The following is a 17,808-nucleotide window of genomic DNA, read 5'->3' as shown; positions in this document are numbered from 1 at the left end:
TGAACTCGCCTTTGGAAAAATTCTAGCGAATTTTATCGACAATTAAGCTTAACACTTGTACTAGTTAAAAGTCCCTCCTGTTATCTTGTGCGATCGCTGGTGATGAAGGAGGGAAACTGAGTCGCTATTTGACCGATACCGCATCAACGTCAATAGTGCTTGCTGTTGTACCCGTATTTGCCTCAGCAGTTTGTTGTTGAGTGTTAGCTTTACGTGCTTTGACACCTTCCATCAACATCTGAGAAACTTCTGCAACTAAGAGTGATAGCAAAAAGACATCATCTACTTGCCCGACAACTGGCAGAAAATCTGGTGCAATATCAAACGGTAGCAGAAAATAAAACGCTGTCCCTAAGATTACCCACCAGCGATATTTAGGATTGCGCAGGAGATTCCGATACCAGTTATAAACCGCTTGGATGCTAAAGTTCATAAAACATAATTACCTTACAGCTACTTTTATCCTGACAGACGTGACAGCAAATTTCTGGTAGAAATAACCGTCTGCTTTTTGTTTGGAAAATGCTACCCGCAACATTTCGCAAGACCTTCCTACAGATAGGTGTGGCTGAAATTGAAGTTATTTGCTAGTTTCTACAATAATTAATTGCTTTAAACTACTGGCGAGATGATGTTATAGATCTAGCTGTTTATAAGATAGACAAATATAAACTACGGTGTTGAAGATGATCCAACGGATCTTCCGACTTTCGTTAGACGCGATCGTAGTTTGTCTCTCTAAAAAATCGGATATGCTTTGAAGACAATCTTGTCTATTCTAAATCCGAGGTGTAAAGGCTCTGATCGATATCGCTGAAGCAGGATGACAAGCAATCTGGTGCGTCGAGCATAACTATTGACGACGTGACTTGCATAATGAGGTACTTTGCAAAAAGTCTAGTGAACGGAGGCACGCGGAAACGGTGGATGTTATAGAAATATTTAGAAATGGTGGACCAGCAATGTTACCCTTGCTGGCGCTATCGATTTTGTCTTTGAGTGTAATTATCGAGCGCTTGTGGTTTTGGTTTAGGATTCTGAACCAGGAACGCGAAATCGTCAACCGCATTCTTTATGCAGCGCGCGATAATTGGGCTGGCGCGACGCAGCTTGCCAAAAGAGCAACAGATCAACCTATTGGGAGATTTCTTTATGCGCCTTTGCGCTTATCTCGACCTGATCCAGAACTCTTTCGCCTGGCGTTAGAATCAACGGCAGAAGATGAGTTAGCAGCAATGCGCCAAGGAGAAAAAATCCTCGAAGCAGTAATTGCGCTAGCCCCCTTACTTGGTTTGCTGGGAACTGTACTCGGCTTAATTCGGTCTTTGCGAAATATTCGTCTTGGCGATCTTGGAACTGCTTCGGCGGCGGGCGTTACCTTGGGTATCGGTGAATCGCTGATTAGTACCGCTGCTGGTCTTGTGGTCGCGATCGTTAGCTTAGCATTTTATCGATTGTTCCAAGCTTTTGTTGTTAACCAAGTCAAAGTTTTTCGTAAAGCAGGAAGTGAGTTAGAAGTTTTGTATCGCCAAACTTGGGGTGATAGTGGTGCTGATATTCAAAGCGCTACACCGCGCACAAGTATTGTTCAGCGAGATACAACTGAAGGTTATCGCATTCCTCCACGTTCGGAAAAGAAAGGTCCTGATACTTCACCGCTGTAAGCTCATTCATCCGAGTAGCTTACGTTAATAAGTTTTATCCTCACACGTTACTTGCAAGTTGACTTTTGAGGTCAACTTTTAGTCGCTAAAATCATTTTCAATGTTCCAACATGAAAATCAATTTACATTCTCCAATTGAAGAAGTTCAAGTTCAAATTATTCCGCTGATTGATGTCATTTTTTGTATCTTGACGTTTTTCTTGTTGGCGGCATTACAATTTACTCGGCAGCAAGCGATTAATGTAGACTTACCCAGAGCTACTACAGGGACACCACCGGAGATTCGCCAGACTTTAATTGTGACATTGGATGCGATCGGACAAACGTATGTTGAGCAAGAGCCAGTATCGCGCGATCAACTCACGCAGCGATTGCAAACGTACCGCCAGGCAAATCCAGAAGGCATCATGGTGTTAAATGCTTCGCGGACTGCGAGTTACAACGAAGTCATTCAAGTCCTCGATCTTCTCCGCGCAGTTGGCGGCGATCGCGTTGCTCTAGCAACGCTACCAGGCGATAATAATCCTGGTGTCAGCCCTACGGTTCCCGTTGTGCCTGGAGTTGTGCCTTCGCCAGGCACAACCCCAACTATCCCGCAAAACAATCTTAACGCCCCGATTCCGACAATTCCTTCTGTACCTGCTCCTAATCAATCCCCAATTTCTCCGACAACACCTGCGGTTCCATAAGGAATAATTTAGTCAGCACTAAAAGCACTGATTTCTGCCAATTTGTAGATGTATAGTTGCTTTTGCTTAAGGTAGTTTATTGTCAACAATGAACTTTAGATAAATCATCAATTTAAGCTGAGGATATACTTATGTTGGTAGAGCTTTTAATCGCATGGTTGGTAAGCGCATCAAGCTTATTACTAGTGACCAAATTACCTGTAGGAGTTGAAGTCGATAGCACTCCTAAGGCTTTTATTTCAGCAGCAGTTTTGGGAATTGTAGCGGCTGTAGTCAATCCCATTTTAAAAGCCGTATTTTTTATTCCTAATGTAGTAACATTTGGTTTGTTATCTGGTGTTTTCACCTTCATTATTGGTGCTATTAGTTTAGCTGTTGCAGCTTCTTTAGTAAGTGGATTTCGCTTACGTGCAGGAATTTGGAGTGCTTTAATCGGAGCATTAGCACTCTCGGTTGTGAGCAATCTAATATATGGTTTTGTCTCTTTGTAGAAAATGAATTGCCCTGCGACTGAAGTCAGGGTTATCCAAGTCAAGTGTGCGGAGGCACACTGTTGGTAAGAGATATGAAGGGTAAGTTATGTTTGAAGTCCACTGAGGTGGACTTTGTTTATTTAGCGGCGAATTCATTCACCGAGTCTTGTTGCTAGAGAGTTATTGCTAAGCGGGAACTTCAATTTGCTGATTGCTTCCTAGTTCAAAAGCTGCATGAATTGCTTTTAACGCAGTAATGCCTTGTTCTTGGGCAACAACACAGCTAATTTTAATTTCAGAGGTAGTAATCATCTGAATGTTAATTTGGTGTTGTGCAAGTGCTTCAAACATTCTTGCAGCGACGCCTGGTTGTCCAACCATTCCTGCACCAACAACACTTACTTTGGCGATCGCACTATCAACAATAACTTCACTCCAACCAAACTCGCTAGCTGCGGCTTCTAACACTTGACGCGCTTCTTCAGCATCGATTTGCGCCACCGTAAAAGCAATATCGCGTTTGGGTATGCCGTCAATGACGCGACAGCGCTGTGATTGAATAATCATATCAACGCTGATATTACGCTCTGCTAAAAGTCCAAATAACTTCGCGGCGGTTCCTGGGCGATCGGCGACTTGTCGAATTGCCAGTTGTGCTTGCTTGAGATCTAACGCAACACCTCGAACAGGTGGTAATGTTGAATTGGAAATTGCTGATTGTAATTCTGACTTATAAACGCGATCAATTTCAAAAGCTTTGCATAAAACATCAATCGCGCGATCGCAATCTTCTGCATCAATAACGCAACTCACCTTGACTTCGGAAGTAGAAATCATTTGAATATTGATTCTGGCATCGGAAAGCGTCGCAAACATTTGGGCGGCGACACCAGGACGCCCGATCATCCCTGCACCCACAATACTGACTTTGGCAATTTGTTGCTGTACCATCACTTCCGCTTCTTCTTGGGCGGTGGTGTGTGATCGCAGTACAGGTGCAATCGCTTGTGCAACGGCTTCCGCGCGTTTGAGGATTGGTGTTGTTACTGTAAATGCAATGTCGTTCGTATTGCCTTCGTGAATCGATTGAATAATTAAATCAACATCTAAATTTTGCCGCGCAATCTCTCCAAATAAGCGTGCTGCAACACCAGGGCGATCGGGAACGCGTAATAAGGCAACTTTTGCTTGGTCAGTATCGGCTTCAACGCCATCAACAGGGCGCGTAATTTCTAAACCAACGAGCGATCGTGGTTGTGGGATAGGAGAAACAACTCTGGTTCCAGGATCGTCTGTCCAACTCGAACGCACGACTAACTCAACACCATAGTTTCGCGCAATTTCCACCGCACGCGGATGCAAGACTTTTGCACCCAAACTCGCGAGTTCTAGCATTTCATCGCAGGTGATTTCGCTCATCAGTTGCGCTTCGGGTACGATGCGCGGATCTGTCGTGAGAATTCCAGGAACATCGGTGTAGATTTCACAGTAACTTGCTTTGAGTGCAGCGGCTAAAGCAACCGCAGAAGTATCCGAACCACCACGCCCTAGCGTTGTAATTTCCCAATCGGTGGTACTACTAATGCCTTGAAATCCGGCAACAACAACAACTTTGCCATCTTTGAGATGTCGCTCAATGCGTTGGGAACTAATATTGAGAATGCGCGCGCGAGTGTGTTCGGCTTCGGTAACAATTCCTACTTGTGCGCCGGTCAGCGAAATTGCAGGTTGTCCTAGTTCTTGTAATGCCATACTGAGTAGCGCGATGGATACTTGTTCTCCTGTCGCAAGCAACATATCCATTTCGCGGCGACACGGATTAGACGAGATTGCATTAGCTAATTTGACTAGTCCATCGGTAGTTTTCCCCATCGCCGAAACAACAACAACAAGTGAGTTTCCTGCTTTTACGGTTTGCATCACGCGCTGCGCGACTGCGATAATGCGTTCTGCTGAACCAACCGAGGTACCACCGTATTTCTGGACTATTAGTGCCATAGCTTTTATGCGATTAATCCTGCCTACTAAAGTGCGAATAACTTAAATTTACCTGTGCCAACATAAAGCGGCACAATTATGTTAACCAGCTTAACTAACTTAGCAGACTGGGTGGGGGCGAGCGTACACTTATGTTAATTTCTGTATCTAGACTTTTAGCGCGATTGGCACTGCATTCAACTTGCGTTATGACAACTTGAATTACTTGCTGCTACTTGCGATCGTTAATAACAAATTCAAAAGCTGATTTGCTGCGTCGATTACTAAAACGTTTTTGTTGTAGCAATTTACTATTTTATACTGAGATTCTAATGATAGATTTTAGCTAAAACTGAATTAATTTTACAAAGATATTAAGTAGTAAATTATACTTTGCTTCTTAAGAAATAAGTAATTTCTGTTAAGTTAATCGAGGCAATTTTATTGAGTCTTAAGTCTACAGGCTTTATTTGAAACTTATCTTTAATCAATCTTTATATATAAGTTATTTTTTCGACTCGCTTCATTTTAGAATTTATAGAAAGTAAAAGAATATATTTATTCTTAATTGCGCAAATTTTTAAGTTTAATTCATTTGCCGTTGCGCCTACGGCAAAACTTTGCTTACTGCAACGCAGTAAGCATTATTTACTAAGATTAGATATTGGAGACGATAAAAATAATGGCAGTTATTAAAGGAACTTTTGGTAATGATACTTTAACCGGAACACAATTTGCAGACACGCTCTTTGGTTTTGCTGGTAATGACTTATTATTAGGTCGTGGTAGTAACGATATTTTGAATGGAGGCGTAGGAAATGACACGCTCAATGGTGGATTAGGTATTGATACACTCAATGGTGGTGCGGGTAATGATACGTATCAGATTGATAATACAAATGACACGATTAACGAAGCTGTAAATGGTGGAATAGATACCGTTCTATCTTCGAGAAACTATACCTTAGGTAATAATTTAGAGCAGCTAATCCTGACAGAAAATGCGGCAATTAATGGTACAGGTAATAGCCTTAATAACGTTATTAATGGAAATACAAATAATAACATTTTGCGTGGTGGGGCAGGAAGCGATCGCCTGAATGGACAAAATGGAAGTGACACACTCTATGGTGGCGATGGTAACGACACACTCAGCGGTAGTTCGGTATATGCAACTTTTGGCGATGATGACCCCTACGATGGGGGCGATTTCAATTCAGATATCTTGTACGGCGGTGATGGTAATGATACTTACATCATTGCTGAATCAAGAGATGTAATTAATGAAACAGTTAACGGTGGTATTGATATAGTTATTGCTTACCGTAGCTATGTTCTAGGTGACAATGTAGAAAATCTGACCTTGGCTGAGCCTCAATACAGCAGTGGCGATTTCTGGATTACAGGTAACGGTCTCAATAATACAATTAGAGGTAATTCAAGAAGAAATATTTTACGAGGTCAAGCCGGTAACGATTCACTCAACGGCGGTGCAGGCGATGATACTTTAAGCGGTACAGATGGCACACTCGACAAAGATACGCTAACAGGTGGTAGCGGTAGAGACACCTTCATTCTCGGTACTATCACTAGCGTATTTTACGACGATAATAATCGAGCTACAGCAGGTTTTGGCGATTATGCCTTGATTACAGACTTCAATCCTAATCAAGATCACATCCGACTCAACGGCAAGCGATCTGAGTATTTTCTATTAACCTCACCCACTGGAATGCCTGCGGGAACCGCAATTTTTCGCGATAAAAGCGGTGAACCCGACGAACTGATCGCCATTATTCAAGGCTCGACAACTCCGCTGAGTCTTAACGGTACTTACTTCAAGTTTACTGATGATGAAATTGACGTTTCTACGCTTGATGGTACGAATGGCTTTGCGATCGCTGGCAATAGCTTGGGACAAACTTTTTATGGTAACTATGATTTTTCAGTAAGTAGCGCTGGAGATGTCAATGGTGATGGCTTTGCTGACTTCTTAATTGGGGCATCTGAGGCTAACTTCGATGGGCAGTACAATGGCGCAACTTATGTCGTATTTGGTCAATCAGGTGAATTTAATCGTGTAGACTTGGGGGCACTCAACGGCAGCAATGGCTTTGTCATCTATGGCAGCGATGCTTTCGATGATGCAGGCAGATCCGTTAGCGCGGAAGATATCAACGGTGATGGATTTACCGATATCTTAATTGGCGCACCCGATGCCGATCCTAACAATCGAGATAGTGCTGGAGAAAGTTATGTTGTATTTGGTAAATCAAGTGGATTTGGTGCCAGCTTAAACTTAGCAACACTCAACGGTAAAAATGGGTTTATTCTCGAAGGAATCAATGCACTAGACCGTTCAGGTTCATCGATTAGCAATGCAGGAGATATCAACGGCGATGGCTTTGGTGACTTTTTGATTGGTGCAAACAATGCTGATCCTAATGGTCAAAGTTTTGCCGGACAAAGTTATGTCGTGTTTGGTAAATCGAGTGGCTTTGACACACGTGTGAACTTAGCAACACTCAATGGCAATAACGGCTTTGCGATCAATGGTATTGCTGCTGGTGACGGTTTAGGCTTTTCTGTTAGCAGTGCGGGAGATGTCAACGGTGATGGTTTTGCTGACATCTTCATTGGGGCACCAGGTGCAAGCGCGGCAGGACAAGGCTATGTTGTGTTTGGTAAATCAGGGGGATTCAGTGCAAGTTTGAACTTGGCAGCACTCAACGGCAATAATGGCTTTACGATTAATGGTGTTGCAGGAGTGGGTGCTGTCAGCAATGCAGGAGATATTAATGGTGATGGCTTTGCTGATCTTTTGATTGGTGCACCTGGTGCAGATGCCAACAGTCAAAATAATGCCGGACAAAGTTATGTCGTGTTTGGTAAAGCAAGTGGATTTGGCGCAAGTTTGAACTTGGCAACACTCAACGGTAATAACGGCTTTACGATCAACGGTACGAAAGAATTTGCTCAATCCGGTGCAGAGGTTAGTAGTGCGGGAGATATCAATGGTGATGGATTTGACGACTTAATTATTGGAACAAGTGTTTCTTCTTATCTTGGTGGTAGCACTCCTTTCAATGGCATTGGAGAAAGCTACGTTATCTTTGGCAAGGCGAGTGGATTTAATGCTCATTTCAATTTGGTTGACTTAAATGGACTAAATGGCTTTGTCCTCAAAGAAATTGAGACATCTGGCTATACCAGTACATTGGTTAGCGATGCGGGTGATGTTGATGGTGATGGTTTTGATGACATCTTAGTGGGTTCTCCTGTAGCGGGAGAAGCCTATGTTGTGTTTGGCAAAGATTTTAATAATCTAGTGACGCGCAATGGCACAGCAGGTAACGACACACTCACAGGCACTAATGGCGATGATATCCTGATTGGTGGTCGCGGCAATGACCGTTTGATCGGTGGTCTTGGAATTGACGTTCTCTACGGCGGTGCGGGTAATGATACACTCAGCTTTGGCGCAATTGACCGCCGGATTGACGGTGGTAGCGGTATTGATACCTTAACAGTCGATACGAGTGGTGTCACGGTTGATTTGACAACACTGCGCAACAATCTAATTCGCGATATTGAAATTATCGACCTCACAGGTACAGGCAACAACAGTCTGATTTTTACACGCTTGGATTTGCTCAACTTATCAGATACAACCAATCTTTTGATTGTGAATGGTAATGCGGGTGATTCATTGCGCTCAACTGCTCAAGGATGGCTGAGTGGTGGTTCAACGACACTCAACGGCATTGCCTACAATCAATTCACTTCTGGCGCGGCGACGCTGTTGGTGAATGCTGATATCATGCTGACGATTTCTTAAACTAATGTGATGCGACGATCGTACATCGTGTCAGGGTTTGGCAATGCCAAACCTCTGCGATTGATCGCGATGCACTACCCGTATGATTGACTGCGATAAACCATCACTGCAATTGACCGTGCTGGTGGTTGGTTCTTTGCCTATTACTGGCATTTTGGTATTGGTTGCAGGGTATTACTTCTCATAGCTAGTTACTAGCCACTATTGTTATATCAAGTTGCCCTGGGTATAGAATGGTGATCTAGCCTTGGTGTCGAATGCGAGGCAAAATCGTAGCGAGTTCTACAGAATTGGGGCAGCAAAAGTCTGTATCCAATAGAAGCTTGGGAATTTATTCACACTGACAATTACTTTATGACTTCTTCGATCCGCTTCCTCATGTGTCCTCCTGACCACTACGATGTGGACTATGTTATTAATCCTTGGATGGAAGGAAATATCCATAAGTCTTCACGCGATCGCGCTGTCGATCAGTGGCAAAAACTGCACCATGTTATTAAAGACCATGCAATTGTAGACCTCGTACAACCCGAAAAGGGCGTTCCTGACATGGTATTTACGGCTAATGCAGGGCTTGTGTTGGGAGATAATGTCGTTCTTAGTCGCTTCTACCACAAAGAACGACAAGGTGAGGAACCATACTTCAAAGCGTGGTTTGAGTCACAAGGCTACACAGTGTATGAATTGCCAAAAGACTTACCATTTGAAGGCGCGGGGGATGCTCTACTAGATCGCGAAGGACGCTGGTTGTGGGCGGGTTATGGCTTTCGTTCAGAACTCGATTCGCATCCTTATATTGCCAAAGGGCTCGACATCGAAGTGATATCATTGCGGTTGATGGATGAGCGCTTTTATCACTTGGATACGTGTTTTTGTCCGCTTTCTGGTGGTTATCTGCTGTATTATCCACCTGCGTTTGATTCGTATTCCAACCGCATGATTGAAATGCGCGTCGCACCAGAAAAAAGAATTGCGATCGCTGAAGCCGATGCAGTAAATTTTGCGTGTAATGCGGTTAACATCGACTCGGTTGTGATTATGAATAAGGCGAGTGACAATCTCAAACAACGTCTCGCCAAAGCTGGATTCCAAGTTCTTGAAACACCACTAACAGAATTTCTCAAAGCAGGTGGTGCAGCAAAGTGCTTGACATTGCGAGTCACTGAACCAGTACGCAGTGAGGTAACGGCGAATGTTTCCGTTGAAAGCCGTACGATTCGTTTGGAAGGACACTTACTCGATACAGGTTTAATCAACCGCGCGTTAGATTTGATTGTCGAAAATAGCGGTAGCTTCCAAGTTCTCAAGTTTAATTTAGGAGAACAACGACAAAGTACCTCAACCGCCGAAGTAAAAGTTTCTGCACCTTCGCACGATGTGATGGAAAGTATCATATCGCAACTGATTGACTTGGGTGCAGTCGATTTACCACAAGACGAACGCGATGCTAAATTAGAGCCTGTCTTGCAAGCAGGAGTTGCACCCGACGACTTTTACGTCACGACGATTTACCCCACCGAAGTACGGATTAATGGTGAGTGGGTACGCGTGCAAAATCAGCGGATGGATGGCGCGATCGCGATCAAGCGAATGGCTGATGGGATTTTGGCAAGATGTAAACTGCTACGTGACCTAGAAGTAGACGAACACGTTGTTGTTGATGTTCAAGGTATCCGTACAATTCGCAAAGCTGAATCGCGCGAACAACGCAACGCCCAAGAATTCAGCTTTATGTCAGCAGGTGTTTCTAGCGAACGTCGCGTAGAATTGGTTGTCGAACAAGTTGCGTGGGAACTGCGGAAAATCCGCGACCAAGGTGGTAAGGTTGTTGTAACAGCGGGTCCTGTGGTGATTCATACAGGTGGTGGCGAACATTTATCACGATTGATTCGTGAAGGTTACGTGCAAGCATTACTCGGTGGCAATGCGATCGCTGTCCACGACATGGAACAAAACATGATGGGGACTTCTTTGGGTGTCGATATGCAACGCGGAGTTGCAGTAAGAGGCGGACACCGCCATCATTTGAAAGTGATCAACATGATTCGTCGTTACGGCAATATTGCCAAAGCTGTCGAACAAGGTGCATTAAATAGTGGCGTGATGTACGAGTGCGTGCGTGCAGGTGTACCCTTCTCGCTTGCAGGTTCAATCCGCGATGATGGGCCATTACCCGATACGCAGATGGATTTAATTAAAGCACAACAAGAATATGCGCAATTACTGCAAGGCGCAGATATGATTTTGATGCTGTCTTCAATGCTGCATTCAATTGGTGTTGGTAATATGACACCCGCAGGCGTGAAGATGGTGTGTGTTGATATTAACCCAGCGGTAGTGACAAAGTTAAGCGATCGCGGTTCTGTAGAATCCGTTGGTGTTGTTACCGATGTCGGCTTATTCCTCAGCTTGTTGTTGCAACAATTAGATCGATTAACAAGTCCATATCATGTAGCTCAAATGGTTTAATCGACATTTTATAAGGTGGGCAATGCTCACCTTTTTTATTTAAATAAAAATTTGCTAAAAACTCTTTATGCAAGTATGAGTTAGGATATTATTATTAGTTCACAGACAATTGTACTTCGATAGTATTTAGCTGGTATTAATGTTAGTCTTAATCAACTTATTCCTCAGCTTATTGGTGCTGTAACTGAAGCAACTAACAAGCTATTACTATTTAAACAAAGTTGACCTTCTTTTTCTATTTACTCCTGCTGTTCTTCTTTGCTTTGTTTATCCTTTTGAAAATTTTGTAAGCTCCAAAATAAAAGAATCGCTTCACCTGCTTTTTGCGAAATTCCAAATTGCTGGTTCGGGTTTGGATTAAATGGAACCAATGATCCAACAATTGCAAAGCTTAGCAGAGCCATAGTGTTTGCAAACAGACTTGCCTCTTTTGCAAAATCAATTAATTCTTGATGACGCGTAAAACTTGACTTGGCACGATTAATTAACTTTTGATAAGGCAGGAACATATCTAAACTATTGAACTTTACTCTTAGGCTAACCGAGGTAAAAGTGATTAGCCAACCTATTATTTACAAGGTGTAATTATTATTAAAGTAATTTAAATAATGTACTTTAGAATACATTTTTATAGAAAAAGAATTATAGTTATGTCAAAACTGATTTGTTGTAGCGCAATAGTGGATAAAAGGCAATCTCTGCTACTGTAGCTATTTTGCCCATCGCACAAAACAAAATTCACATTCTCCGAGTAGTGCAATCAAGTAATTGCTCAGTCACCATAACCGATTAACCAAAATGCTTTTTATTAACAAAAACTGTTACTACCAAGTTGTAGTAGATTTAAATTGTAAAGCATCAGGAGAAGAAGACAACATGAGCATTAATATTAAAGAGCAATTATTAAAAGAGATAGAAAAAGCATCCGATTCCACCTTGAAAAAAGTGTTAGATTTTTTGCTGTTTATTCAGTTTAGAGAACTTCAGCAAGAACAGCTTGAGATTAGCTTGTTGAGTGAGTCGATTTTAGCAGAAGATTGGTTGACTCCAGAAGAGGATGAAGCATGGCAGCATTTGTAAAAGGAGATGTCGTGGTTGTCCCTTTCCCCTTCTCAGATTTAACCAGTACCAAAAGATGACCTGCTTTGGTGGTTGCTGAGTTAACGAGAAACGATTTGATTCTCTGCTTGATTAGTAGCCAAACTGCAAACGATAGTTATACAACATTAATTGAAGACGATAATTTTGAAACGGGTGGGCTAAGTAAAACCAGTTACGTTAAATCTAACCGAGTGTTTACCGCTAACGAACAAATTATTGCTTGTAAAGCAGGAACATTAACCCCGAAAAACAATGAGGTTATTGACAAATTGATTGCAATACTACAACAGTGAACTGGACTTTCTGTAAACTAGGTGCGATCGCTTCGGACGCTGCACTATGCGCGATCGCCTTACTGATAAAATTGTGTGTCTGCTGAATAGGTAAACTGAAGATAAAAGAGTGGTTTTCCTTAGCAGTATAGAATGGTGGAAAGGAGAGCAAAATGAGTATTTCTATCATCGATCAGGTCATTGAACACTTAAGAGCTATGCCACAGCACTTACAATGGCAGGTACTTGAGTTCACTCGGACGTTGGTAAAAGCTGAAGTTCGAGGTACTCCAGGACAGCAATTACTGCGTTTTGCTGGTTCAATTCCTTCTGATGATCTTCAGGCGATCCGCGAGGCAATTGAGCAAGACTGCGAGCGGGTAGACATCAATGAGTGGTAGGTATTTGTTGGATACTAATATCATCGAAGTAGTGATTTGCTGGAACTTACCAAAACAGGAGTAGAAAGACTGAAGCAATGACAACAGCGTAAATAAGTTAGCTACTAAAAGCTATGGGATAAAACTAACATTATGCTTAATACCATAAAACTGCCAATCGAAAAAATTGCTGCTAACAACGCGATCGCTGGCAAATTATCGAGTTTGCCCTATTTGGTTCGGTTCTGCGTGATGACTTTCGCCCCGATAGTGACATTGATGTAATGGTGCAATTTCACCCAGAGGCTCACCCCACTTTCGGTAGTCTAGACCAAATGGAAGCAGAGTTAAAAACTATTTTTCGCAGAGAAATTGACCTCATCACTCGTCAAGGAATTGAAACTAGTCGTAACTACTTACGTCGTCACGAAATCCTTTTACTCAGTTTGTTGGTACAACAACTCGATCGATTAACAAGTCCGTATCATGTAGCTCAAATGGTTTAATCGAGTTTATGTAGGGTGAGCATTGCTCACCTTATTTGTTTAAATTAAAATCTATAGCAGTTCAGGTTCAGTAATTTTTTAAGATTTCTTCTTAAGTTTTTTAAGATTTCCTCTTAAGTTTTTTTAAGATTTTTCTATAGATAAAGTGATATTTAGAAAGTTTCACAATAACATAACATCCAAATAGTTTCTGTATAATAAATGGTCATCTTACTGCATCGATAGGAAGGTGATTTCTATGGGAAATAGCGTTAATTTTTGTTTAGTAAACTTCGATAGAATCTGGCATTGAGTTAAGTGAAGTAACTGAACTACAGATATGCATAACTACTTCAATACATCCGTTACACAAAATACAGTTTTTTCTTGAAATAGCTGATTGTTAAGAATTTAAATCTTTCACTGTTGTCAAAATTTATCAAGTTGATTGTCAAGTAAAATTCACATATTCTTAGTAGCAACATTTAGTATCAACATACTGAAAGTATATGCCGAAGGTTATTTCAGTCCACTCTTATCGAGGCGGGACGGGTAAGTCTAACTTTACTGCTAACTTATCAACCACAGTTGCTGCTTTAGGCAACCGTGTGGGCGTCGTAGATACAGATGTTCCCTCGCCAGGGATTCATAGTTTGTTTTGTCTAGAGCCAGAGCAGATGGGCAAAACGCTGAATAACTACTTATGGGGGGAAAGTGCGATCGAGGATGCAGCTTACGATATCAGTAGCAATGTAGGGCTGAGTGGCAATGGAAAGCTATATCTGGTTCCTTCCAGTGTTAAAGCGGATGATATTGCCCGCATTTTAAAAGATGGCTACGATGTCAAGCAAATGAATGATGGCTTTCGTAGTTTAGTGAAAGCATTGCAACTAGACTACTTGTTTATTGATACCCATCCTGGTTTATCCAAAGAAACCTTTTTGTCGATCGCTATCTCTCACGTGCTGATCCTGATTCTGCGCCCCGATAAGCAGGATTACCAGGGCACGGCAGTCACAATAGATGTGGCACGGCAACTAAAAGTTCGCAAAATGCTGCTGGCAATCAATAAAGCGTACAGCAAGCTGAATATAGAAGCACTGAAACAGAAAGTAGAAGAAACTTACAACGAAACAGTGGCAGGGGTGTTTCCTTTGTCGGAAGATATAGTACAGCTTGCCAGTGAAGGCGTGTTTTGTGTGAAATTTCCAGAACATCCGGTGAGTCAAGAGTTCCGCAAAGTGGCACAGCAGATTGTGGAGGGAAAAGCGTAATGTCTAATTTAGGAGATTTGCAGTCGCTTGCCAGTTCGATCGCCGCCGTTACGTCTCCCTTTCGCAACTATCTCAATGACTTGTATGAGAAATATCGATCGCTCAATGAGGGTGCTGTTGCCGATTACATCCCTGAATTAGCTACAGCGAAACCAGAGTGGTTTGGTATATGTGTAGCAACACAAGATGGGCAGCTTTTTGAAGTGGGAGATTGTGAAAAACTATTTACGATTCAGTCAATTTCTAAAGCCTTTGTGTTTGGTTTGGCATTAGAAGATCATGGTCGCGAGTATGTCAACAGCAAAGTGAGTGTGGAACCGACGGGGGAAGCCTTTAATGCGATCGTGCTTGATGAACTCACCAATCGTCCGTACAATCCGATGGTCAATGCCGGAGCGATCGCCACTACCGACCTGATCAAAGGCAAAAATGGTACCGAACGCCTGAAACGATTACTGGAGATGTTTAAACGCTACACCGGACGAGAGCATGACATCAACGTGCCTGTCTTTTTATCCGAAAAGGCAACGGGCTATCGCAATCGAGCGATCGCATATTTAATGCTGAACTTTGGTATGGTCGGCGACAAAATTGATGAAACATTGGATCTCTACTTTCAGCAATGTTCGATTTTGGTGAATGCTAAAGATCTAGCAATGCTGGCAGCAACTTTAGCAAATGGCGGCATCAATCCTGTCACCAAAGAACGAGCGCTAGATGAACGCTATGTGCAAGATGTGATTAGTGTGATGCTCAGTTGCGGTATGTATGATGCCTCAGGCGAGTGGGCATATCGGGTGGGATTACCTGCTAAGAGTGGTGTGGGTGGTGGCATTACGGCGGTTGCTCCTGGGAAATTGGGCATTGGCACCTTCTCTCCACCGCTTGATGCGAAGGGCAACAGCCTGCGCGGAATTAAGGTTTGTGAAGACTTGTCAAAAGATTTTGGGTTGCATTTGTTTAATGTAGCCACCCCAGAACGCAACTTGCAAGAATGGATTGCGGGTGGGGATGGTATCAATGACTGGTAAGACTGCCAAGAACTTCCCAGGTAAATTTCGCCTCCGCACAACCCTAGTAGTGCCCTTCGTGTTGCAAATTATTGCCGCCTTCGGGTTGGTGGGATGGATTGCTTACCGCAGCGGACAACGGGCTGTCAATGATGTCGCCAGCCAACTTCGTACCGAACTCACCCATCGAATTACAGAAAGGCTAGAGTCTTATGTTGAAATCCCGAAGGCGATCAATCGCTTGAATGCGATCGCCTTTGCTCAGGGAGATATTAATGTCAGCAACCCTAAAGGCGAACACCTCTTTTGGCAGCAAATGCAGATTTATCCAACCTTGAGCTTTGTGTATTGTGGTGATGAGCAGGGTGGCTTTTTTGGCGTCAGGAGGTTTGCCGAGCAAGACAGCACAGAGGTTGTCCTGCAATTGAGCAATTCTGATACAAACTTTATTCGCCAGGGTTTCGGCTTCGACGCTCGAGGCAATCGCACGGTGCCAATGGGCAACTTCGATAAACCCTTTGATCCGCGAGTGCGCCCCTGGTATCAAGCAGCAAAGGCAACAGGTGGGGAAGTTTGGAGTGAAATCTACCTCGCCTTTTCTACCCTGTTTCCTACGGTGACAGCAAGTACTCCGGTCTACGATCAAGCAAACACTCTGATTGGGGTCTGTGCAACTGACGTTTTCTTGCCGCAATTGAGTATTTTCTTGCAAAATCTAGAGATTGGTAAGACGGGCAGCGCATTTATTATGGAGCGATCTGGACGATTGGTTGCTACCTCGTCTGTAGAATCGATGGTGACAGGAGAAGGAGAAAAAAGCGAGCGGCTATTGGCAACTGCTAGTACTAATTCAATCATTCGAGCCACAGCCGAGGATCTCAATCGTCGTTTTAGCAATCTCAACGAAATTCAATCTGTTCAACAACTCGATTTCAACCTGAATAGAGAACGGCAATACATCCAGGTGGTTCCCTTTCAAGACAGCAATTTGGATTGGTTGGTGGTTCTTACTATTCCTGAATCAGATTTCATGGCACAGATCGATGCCAGTCGCCGTAATGCGTTGTGGTTAAGCTTAGGAACGTTGGCTTCGGCGATCGCAATTGGCATCTTCACCTCTCGTTGGGTAACGAAACCGATTTACCGAGTTTCCCACGCTTCCGACAAGTTGGCTCAAGGCGAACTCAATCAGTATGTGAAACCTAGTCCTATTAGTGAACTGGATACGCTAGCAAGTTCGTTCAACACGATGGCAAAGCAACTACAGGAATCATTTGATGCACTGCGACAGAGTGAAGCAACGAACCGCGCCATTGTCACGGCTATCCCCGATTTAATGATCCGTGCCAAAGGAGATGGAACTTATTTGGAGATCATCGGTAGCGATCGCTTACGGGGAGTGCACGGAGTCAAACAATTTAGTCCTGGTAGAACTGTGCAAGAATCACTCCCGCCCGATTTGGCAAACCAGCGAATGCACTACATCCAGCAAGCCTTAACAACAGGTGAATTACAGATTTACGAGCAACGCATCACAATAAACGATCAAACCCAGGATGAAGAAGTCCGAATTTTAGTATTGGGAGACGATGAAGTATTAATTATGGTGCGCGATATCACCGATCGCAAGCAAGCCGAAGAATCGTTACGCATCGCCGAAGAAAACTATCGCAGTATCTTTGAAAATGCTCTAGAAGGCATCTTTCAATCTAGCCCTGAAGGTCGATTCATTAATGTGAATCCAGCATTAGCAAAGATTTATGGTTATGATTCTCCCAGTGAAATGCTCGAAAGCATCACCGACATTGGCAAGCAGCTTTATGTCGATCCAGAAAAACGATTTGAATTCAAAACATTGCTAGAAAAGCAGGATGCTGCAATGGATTTTGAATACCGCTGCTATTGCAAAGATGGCAGTATCATTTGGATACAGATTGATGCCCGCGCTGTCAAAGACAACCGCGGTAAGGTTCTCTACTATGAAGGCATTGTGCAAGACATTACAGACCGCAAACGTCGCGAAGATGAACTGAGACGGCAATTAGAAGAGTTGAGGATTGAAATTGACCAGAAAACTCGGGAAAAAGAAGTAGCAATGCTGACTGAAAGTAGCTACTTTCAGGAAGTGCAGCAAGAAATAGCGGAAGTAAACTTGGATGAATTTTGGAGTTAAGGG

The 17,808-nt window shown here is 43.1% G+C and carries 14 protein-coding genes and 1 pseudogene; 12 read left to right on the top strand and 3 right to left on the bottom strand.

Annotation, left to right across the window (positions count from 1 at the left end):
* Positions 1-124: 124 nt before the first annotated feature.
* Complete coding sequence (locus tag GLO7428_RS04475) at positions 125-433, bottom strand: YkvA family protein (RefSeq protein ID WP_015187369.1); 309 nt, start codon at positions 431-433, stop codon at positions 125-127.
* Positions 434-923: 490 nt separating this feature from the next.
* Between GLO7428_RS04475 and GLO7428_RS04470 the strand changes: the two genes are divergently transcribed.
* The 3 genes from GLO7428_RS04470 (at position 924) to GLO7428_RS04460 (ending at position 2,844) form a co-directional block, all read left to right on the top strand.
* Positions 924-1,664 (top strand): MotA/TolQ/ExbB proton channel family protein, encoded by a 741-nt coding sequence (locus tag GLO7428_RS04470; RefSeq protein WP_015187368.1) that lies wholly within the window; start codon positions 924-926, stop codon positions 1,662-1,664.
* Between the two features lie 110 nt (positions 1,665-1,774).
* Positions 1,775-2,353, top strand: a complete 579-nt coding sequence (locus tag GLO7428_RS04465) for a biopolymer transporter ExbD (protein ID WP_015187367.1) — start codon at positions 1,775-1,777, stop codon at positions 2,351-2,353.
* Between the two features lie 131 nt (positions 2,354-2,484).
* Positions 2,485-2,844 (top strand): phage holin family protein, encoded by a 360-nt coding sequence (locus GLO7428_RS04460; RefSeq protein WP_015187366.1) that lies wholly within the window; start codon positions 2,485-2,487, stop codon positions 2,842-2,844.
* A 168-nt stretch (positions 2,845-3,012) separates the two neighbouring features.
* Here GLO7428_RS04460 and GLO7428_RS04455 read toward each other — a convergent pair whose 3' ends face one another.
* Positions 3,013-4,824, bottom strand: coding sequence for an aspartate kinase (locus GLO7428_RS04455; RefSeq protein WP_015187365.1), 1,812 nt, complete (start codon positions 4,822-4,824; stop codon positions 3,013-3,015).
* 661 nt (positions 4,825-5,485) lie between these two features.
* Here GLO7428_RS04455 and GLO7428_RS25885 point away from each other — a divergent pair.
* Both GLO7428_RS25885 and GLO7428_RS04445 read left to right on the top strand, forming a co-directional pair.
* Entirely contained in the window at positions 5,486-8,641 is a 3,156-nt protein-coding gene (locus tag GLO7428_RS25885) for an FG-GAP repeat protein (RefSeq protein ID WP_015187364.1), read from the top strand.
* A 354-nt stretch (positions 8,642-8,995) separates the two neighbouring features.
* On the top strand, positions 8,996-11,110 hold the full coding sequence (locus tag GLO7428_RS04445; RefSeq protein ID WP_015187363.1) for a TIGR00300 family protein: 2,115 nt from the start codon (positions 8,996-8,998) through the stop codon (positions 11,108-11,110).
* A 239-nt stretch (positions 11,111-11,349) separates the two neighbouring features.
* On the opposite strand, the gene GLO7428_RS04440 is transcribed toward GLO7428_RS04445, so the two are convergent.
* Positions 11,350-11,619 (bottom strand): hypothetical protein, encoded by a 270-nt coding sequence (locus GLO7428_RS04440; RefSeq protein ID WP_015187362.1) that lies wholly within the window; start codon positions 11,617-11,619, stop codon positions 11,350-11,352.
* Between the two features lie 289 nt (positions 11,620-11,908).
* Between GLO7428_RS04440 and GLO7428_RS04435 the strand changes: the two genes are divergently transcribed.
* The 7 genes and pseudogenes from GLO7428_RS04435 to GLO7428_RS04405 all read left to right on the top strand — a co-directional run bounded on the left by GLO7428_RS04435 (position 11,909) and on the right by GLO7428_RS04405 (position 17,805).
* The gene (locus GLO7428_RS04435) at positions 11,909-12,190 is read left to right on the top strand and encodes a hypothetical protein (protein ID WP_015187361.1); all 282 of its coding nucleotides are present in this window, start codon (positions 11,909-11,911) and stop codon (positions 12,188-12,190) included.
* A 68-nt stretch (positions 12,191-12,258) separates the two neighbouring features.
* The gene (locus tag GLO7428_RS04430; protein ID WP_196797457.1) at positions 12,259-12,504 is read left to right on the top strand and encodes a type II toxin-antitoxin system PemK/MazF family toxin; all 246 of its coding nucleotides are present in this window, start codon (positions 12,259-12,261) and stop codon (positions 12,502-12,504) included.
* Positions 12,505-12,656: 152 nt separating this feature from the next.
* Positions 12,657-12,884, top strand: a complete 228-nt coding sequence (locus tag GLO7428_RS04425) for a hypothetical protein (protein ID WP_015187360.1) — start codon at positions 12,657-12,659, stop codon at positions 12,882-12,884.
* 132 nt (positions 12,885-13,016) lie between these two features.
* Positions 13,017-13,369: pseudogene (locus GLO7428_RS04420) on the top strand (nucleotidyltransferase family protein).
* Between the two features lie 488 nt (positions 13,370-13,857).
* Positions 13,858-14,622: a MinD/ParA family protein gene (locus tag GLO7428_RS04415; protein WP_015187359.1), complete on the top strand. Its 765-nt coding sequence runs from the start codon at positions 13,858-13,860 to the stop codon at positions 14,620-14,622.
* Positions 14,622-15,653: a glutaminase A gene (glsA, locus tag GLO7428_RS04410; RefSeq protein ID WP_015187358.1), complete on the top strand. Its 1,032-nt coding sequence runs from the start codon at positions 14,622-14,624 to the stop codon at positions 15,651-15,653. Before GLO7428_RS04415 ends, glsA begins: the two co-directional genes overlap by 1 nt.
* A complete protein-coding gene (locus tag GLO7428_RS04405; protein ID WP_015187357.1) occupies positions 15,643-17,805 on the top strand; it encodes a PAS domain S-box protein in 2,163 nt (720 codons plus the stop codon). Before glsA ends, GLO7428_RS04405 begins: the two co-directional genes overlap by 11 nt.
* Positions 17,806-17,808: the final 3 nt, after the last annotated feature.

It is taken from the genome of Gloeocapsa sp. PCC 7428, assembly GCF_000317555.1.
Taxonomy (GTDB): Bacteria; Cyanobacteriota; Cyanobacteriia; order Cyanobacteriales; family Chroococcidiopsidaceae; genus Chroogloeocystis.
This window is presented reverse-complemented; position numbering and strand designations above follow the sequence as displayed.

Coding starts and splice junctions, on each gene's coding strand:
- GLO7428_RS04475 (WP_015187369.1), bottom strand. CDS start 433: ATGAACTTTAGCATCCAAGCGGTTTATAACTGGTATCGGAATCTCCTG.
- GLO7428_RS04465 (WP_015187367.1), top strand. CDS start 1,775: ATGAAAATCAATTTACATTCTCCAATTGAAGAAGTTCAAGTTCAAATT.
- GLO7428_RS04460 (WP_015187366.1), top strand. CDS start 2,485: ATGTTGGTAGAGCTTTTAATCGCATGGTTGGTAAGCGCATCAAGCTTA.
- GLO7428_RS04455 (WP_015187365.1), bottom strand. CDS start 4,824: ATGGCACTAATAGTCCAGAAATACGGTGGTACCTCGGTTGGTTCAGCA.
- GLO7428_RS25885 (WP_015187364.1), top strand. CDS start 5,486: ATGGCAGTTATTAAAGGAACTTTTGGTAATGATACTTTAACCGGAACA.
- GLO7428_RS04445 (WP_015187363.1), top strand. CDS start 8,996: ATGACTTCTTCGATCCGCTTCCTCATGTGTCCTCCTGACCACTACGAT.
- GLO7428_RS04440 (WP_015187362.1), bottom strand. CDS start 11,619: ATGTTCCTGCCTTATCAAAAGTTAATTAATCGTGCCAAGTCAAGTTTT.
- GLO7428_RS04435 (WP_015187361.1), top strand. CDS start 11,909: ATGCTTTTTATTAACAAAAACTGTTACTACCAAGTTGTAGTAGATTTA.
- GLO7428_RS04425 (WP_015187360.1), top strand. CDS start 12,657: ATGAGTATTTCTATCATCGATCAGGTCATTGAACACTTAAGAGCTATG.
- GLO7428_RS04415 (WP_015187359.1), top strand. CDS start 13,858: ATGCCGAAGGTTATTTCAGTCCACTCTTATCGAGGCGGGACGGGTAAG.
- glsA (WP_015187358.1), top strand. CDS start 14,622: ATGTCTAATTTAGGAGATTTGCAGTCGCTTGCCAGTTCGATCGCCGCC.
- GLO7428_RS04405 (WP_015187357.1), top strand. CDS start 15,643: ATGACTGGTAAGACTGCCAAGAACTTCCCAGGTAAATTTCGCCTCCGC.